The sequence below is a fragment of the Kitasatospora sp. NPDC001225 genome, assembly GCF_053597855.1.
Genome location: NZ_JBSFJC010000276.1, coordinates 1 through 4,210 on the forward strand (window position 1 = coordinate 1; position 4,210 = coordinate 4,210).

4 protein-coding genes are annotated in these 4,210 nt (G+C 73.9%); all 4 read right to left on the bottom strand.

The features are described from left to right. Positions 1 to 594: ATP-binding cassette domain-containing protein (locus ACWDCZ_RS39020; protein ID WP_449818435.1), on the bottom strand; the 594-nt coding region annotated here is incomplete at its 3' end. Between the two features lie 26 nt (positions 595 to 620). After that, positions 621 to 1,472 carry an ABC transporter permease gene (locus tag ACWDCZ_RS39025; RefSeq protein WP_449818436.1) on the bottom strand — a complete coding sequence of 284 codons (852 nt, stop codon included), beginning with the start codon at positions 1,470 to 1,472 and terminating at the stop codon, positions 621 to 623. Continuing rightward, positions 1,469 to 2,449 (bottom strand): ABC transporter permease, encoded by a 981-nt coding sequence (locus ACWDCZ_RS39030; protein ID WP_449818437.1) that lies wholly within the window; start codon positions 2,447 to 2,449, stop codon positions 1,469 to 1,471. The genes ACWDCZ_RS39025 and ACWDCZ_RS39030 overlap by 4 nt, the downstream gene beginning before the upstream one ends. Further along, entirely contained in the window at positions 2,446 to 4,005 is a 1,560-nt protein-coding gene (locus tag ACWDCZ_RS39035; RefSeq protein ID WP_449818438.1) for an ABC transporter substrate-binding protein, read from the bottom strand. The genes ACWDCZ_RS39030 and ACWDCZ_RS39035 overlap by 4 nt, the downstream gene beginning before the upstream one ends. Positions 4,006 to 4,210: the final 205 nt, after the last annotated feature.

Genomic DNA, 4,210 nt, shown 5'->3' on the forward strand with positions numbered 1-4,210 from the left:
GCGTAGTAGTTGCGCTGCTGCTCCAGCGACTGGAACGCCGGCGAGACGACGTTCGGGTCCAGCAGCCGGATGTCCGCGATGGTCTGCGCGTCCGGGCACCGGCCGCCGGGCGAGGGCGCGGGCGAGGGCGACCCGGCGCTGCTGGCCGCCGGACAGCCCCGCGGTGCGGCGGTGTTCGAGGCGCTCGTCGGCGGGCAGCCGGACGGTGCGCAGCAGTTCGGGCACGGAGGTGCGGCGGCGGTCGGCGGCGGTCTCGGTGACGAGGCGCTCGACGCGCATCCGCGGGTTGAGGCCGGAGCCCGGGTCCTGGCCGACGAAGGCGAGCCGGTGGCGGCGGAGGCGGCGCAGTTCCTCGGGCGGCAGGGCGAGGATGTCCTGGCCGAGGACGTCGACGCTGCCGGCGCTGACGCGGGCGCCGGGCGGGAGGGCGCCGACGAGGGCGCGCAGCAGGGTGGTCTTGCCGGCGCCGGAGGGGCCGGTGATGGCGTGGACCCGGCCCGGGACGAGGGCGAGGTCCGCGTCGGTGAGCAGGGGCGTGTCCCCGAGCATGACGGTCAGGCCGGTGGCGCGGGCGGCGGGGGCGGGGGCGCTCACAGCGGGGGCGCTCACAGCGGGGGTGCTCACAGCGGGGTCTCCGGGGTGGGCCGGGCGGGGGCGAGGGCTTCGGCGGCGAGGTTGACGCTGATGGCGAGCAGGCCGATGGCCAGGCAGGGCGCGCCGACGGCCCAGGGGTTGAGGGTGATGCCCGCCGCGTTCTCGCGGATCATCAGCGCCCAGTCGGCCTCGGGTGGTTGGGGGCCGAGCTGGAGGAACGCGGCGACGGAGACGATGTAGACGCCTTCGACGAAGCGCAGACCGAACAGCGCCAGCAGGGTGGAGCGCAGGTTGGGCAGGACCTCGCGGAGCATCAGGTGCCCCAGCCGTTCGCCGCCCGCGGCCGCCGCCTCGATGTAGCCGGTGGCGGCGATGGGGGCGGCCGCGGCGGCGACGATGCGCACCGCGTACGGGATGCCCAGGAGGACGGCGGCGGCCGCGACGGCCAGGCGTCCCCCGGCGGGCCAGGCCAGGGCGATGAGCATGATGGCGAGGACGGAGGGCAGGAGGATCGTCAGGTCGGCGAGGCGTTCGATCCACCGGCCCAGCCGGGGCCGCAGGGCGGCGAGGATGCCGAGGGCGGTGGCGGCGGCGGTGACGACGAGGGCGATGGCCAGGGCGGTGGCGATCAGGGGCGCGCCGCCGGTCAGCAGGCGGCTGAGGACGTCGCGGCCGAGCTGGTCGCCGCCGAGCGGCGCGTCGGCGCCGGCCCCGGCGTACGGGAAGGTGACCGGGGTGTCGATCGGGTGGGGCGCCAGGAACGGCCCCGCGAGGGCGAGGAGGACGAGGAGCAGCGCGGGGACGGCGCGGACGAGGGCGCGCGCCGTGCGCCGGGTGGCGGGCGCGGGGGCCGCTGCTGTCGGGGCGTCGGCGGTCATCGGCGCTCCTCTCCGAGGGCGGTGGTGCGGACGAGGTCGGCCAGCAGCAGGAGCAGGCTGATGGCGGCGCCGGCCGCGGCCACGACGCCGGCGATGAGCGGGGTGTCGCGGTCGGTGATGGCTCCGGCCAGGACGGCGCCGATGCCGGGGTAGTTGAAGAGGGTCTCGACGACGACGGTGCCGCCCAGCAGCATGCCGGCGGAGGTGGCGATGCCGACGGCGATGGCGGGCAGCGCGCCGGGGAGCATGTGGTGGCCGAGGACGCGCCGGCGCGGCAGGCCGTCGAGGACGGCGGCCTGGACGTGCGGCAGTGCGGCCTGGTCGGCGAGGGCGCCGCGCACGATGCGGGTGTTCCAGCCGATCTGGGGGACGGCCAGGGAGAGCAGCGGCAGGACGAGCATGGTCCAGGATTCGGGGGCGCCGTCGGGGCCGGTGAGGGTGACGGCGGGCAGCCAGCCGGTCCACTGGGAGAGCAGGAGCAGGAGGGCGACGGAGACGACGAACTCCGGCAGGGCGAACGCGGCGGTGGAGAGCGCGTCGACGGCCCGGTCGGTGCGCCCGCCGGGGCGCAGCGCGGCCCAACTGCCCAGGGCGAGGGCGCCGATGGTGCTCAGGGCGAGGGCCAGGGTGCCGAGCAGCAGGGTGTTGGGGAAGGGGCCGGCGAGGACGTCGGTGACGTGCTGGCCGCGTGCGGTGGTGCCGAGGTCGCCGGTGGGCAGGCCGGTCATCCAGTCCCAGAAGCGTTCCGCGACCGGGCGGTCGAGTCCGAGGGCGGTGCGGCGGGCGGCGAGGTCGGCGGCGGTGACGCCGCGGTCTGAGGTCGCGCCGGCAGCGTCGCCGGGGAGGAGCTCGACGGCGGCGAAGACGCCGGCGAGCAGGACAACGAGCATGGCCAGGCGCCGGGCGGCCTGCCGGGCGACCCGGCCCGCACCGGGGAGGATGCGGGCCGGGACGCCGTGCGGCTGAAGGGTGGTCAACGGGACAGCCAGGTCTTCTCGAGCTGGACGCGGCCGTAGCCGGGGAGCTTGGGCAGGTCGCGCACGGCGGCGCCGGCGAGGTCGATGCCGTCGGCCATGCCCCACAGCAGGTAGCCGGACCTGGCGAACTCGATCTCCTGGAGCTGGTGCAGCAGCGTGCCGCGCGCGGCGGCGTCGGCGGTGCCCATGGCGGTGCGGTAGGCCTCGTCGAAGGCGGGGTCCTTGAAGCCGGACTCGTTCTGGCCGGCGTCGGAGAGCATCGTCTTGGAGGCGAAGAAGACGACCGAGTCGTTGGTGCCCCAGTACGTCGTGTAGAGCGTGCCCTTGAGCCAGGTGGCGTCCCAGAACACCTTGGAGTCCTGCTTGACGACGTTGATCTTCACGCCGGCCTCGCGGACCTGGGTGGCGAACAGGGTCGCGGACTCGGCCAGGCCGGAGATGTCCTCGGTGGTGACGAGGTCGTAGGTCCGGGAGGTGTCGAATCCGGCGTCCGCGAGGAGCTGCTTGGCCTTGGCGAGGTCGCGGGTGCGCTGGGGGATGTCCTTGGCGAGGGCGGGGTCGCCGGTGCCGAGGATGTCGTTGGCGACGCTGCCGTAGCCGGAGAGGACCTGCTTGACCATCGCGTCGCGGTCGACCGCCAGCTTCAGCGCCTCGCGCACCCGGGGGTCGGCGAAGGGGCCGTCGGCGGTGCGCATGACGATCGGCATCGCCATGTCGTTGGGGCGGCGCAGGATCTGAACGTCCTTGCGGGCCTCGGCGGTGCGGGCGGCGACGGCGCCGACGTTGGAGGCGACGTCGATCTGCCCGGCGAGCAGGGCGTTCGCCATGGCCTGGGGGCTCTCGAAGAGGCGGACCTCGACGGCGTCGAGGAGGACCTTGCCGCCGTACCACTGGTCGTTGCGCACCAGGCGGGCGTTGCCGTCGCGGTACCAGTCGAGCTTGAACGGGCCGGTGCCGGGGGCGCCGGCGATCGCGTCGTCCTTGGTGTCCTTCTTGAGGACGAAGGTGGTGAGGCGGGTCTGCAGCGGCAGGTCCGCGTTGGGGTAGTCGGAGACCAGGACGACGGTCTTCGGGTCCTCGGCCCTGATGCCCTCGGGCTGGATGCCGGGCAGGCGGCTCTTTCCGGCCGGGGTGTCGCGCAGGCGCCGCAACGACCAGACGACGTCGTCGGCGGTGACGGGGGTGCCGTCGTGGAAGACGGCGCCGTCGGCGATCGTGAAGCGCCAGGTCGTCAGGTCCTCCGACGGCTTCCAGGAGGCGGCCAGGCGCGGGACGGTGTTGGCGGTGTCCCCGGGTATCGCGAGGGTGTCGTAGAGCAGGCTGATGATCAGGTAGTCGCTCTCGTTGGCCTGGGTGCCGTGCGGGTCACGGGTGATCGCCGAGGCCTTGCCGAGGGCGCCGACCTTCAGCGTTCCCCCGGCGCGGGGCTGTGCGGACGCCGTACCGGCCGGTGCGGCGTCCTTGGATCCGCCCGTGCCGCTGCCGCAGGCGGCCAGCGCACCGGCCGCCCCGATACCGGCACCGGCCCACAGCAGCTGTCGTCGGGTGACGCGCACGTTCGTTCCTCGTTTCGGGTTGAGCTCGTTTTGCTTAGGCTTACCTACCCTAAGTTCGAGGCCGCTCGCAACCCGCACGGCGGAGCGCACGCTCATCCCGGCCATGCGCCCCTCACTCCCAAAACAAATCTGAAGAGCACACGTAAGTAACTCCAGACACAGAACAAAAGATCTCTTATGCCCTCTTCTGAATTAAAATCTGTGT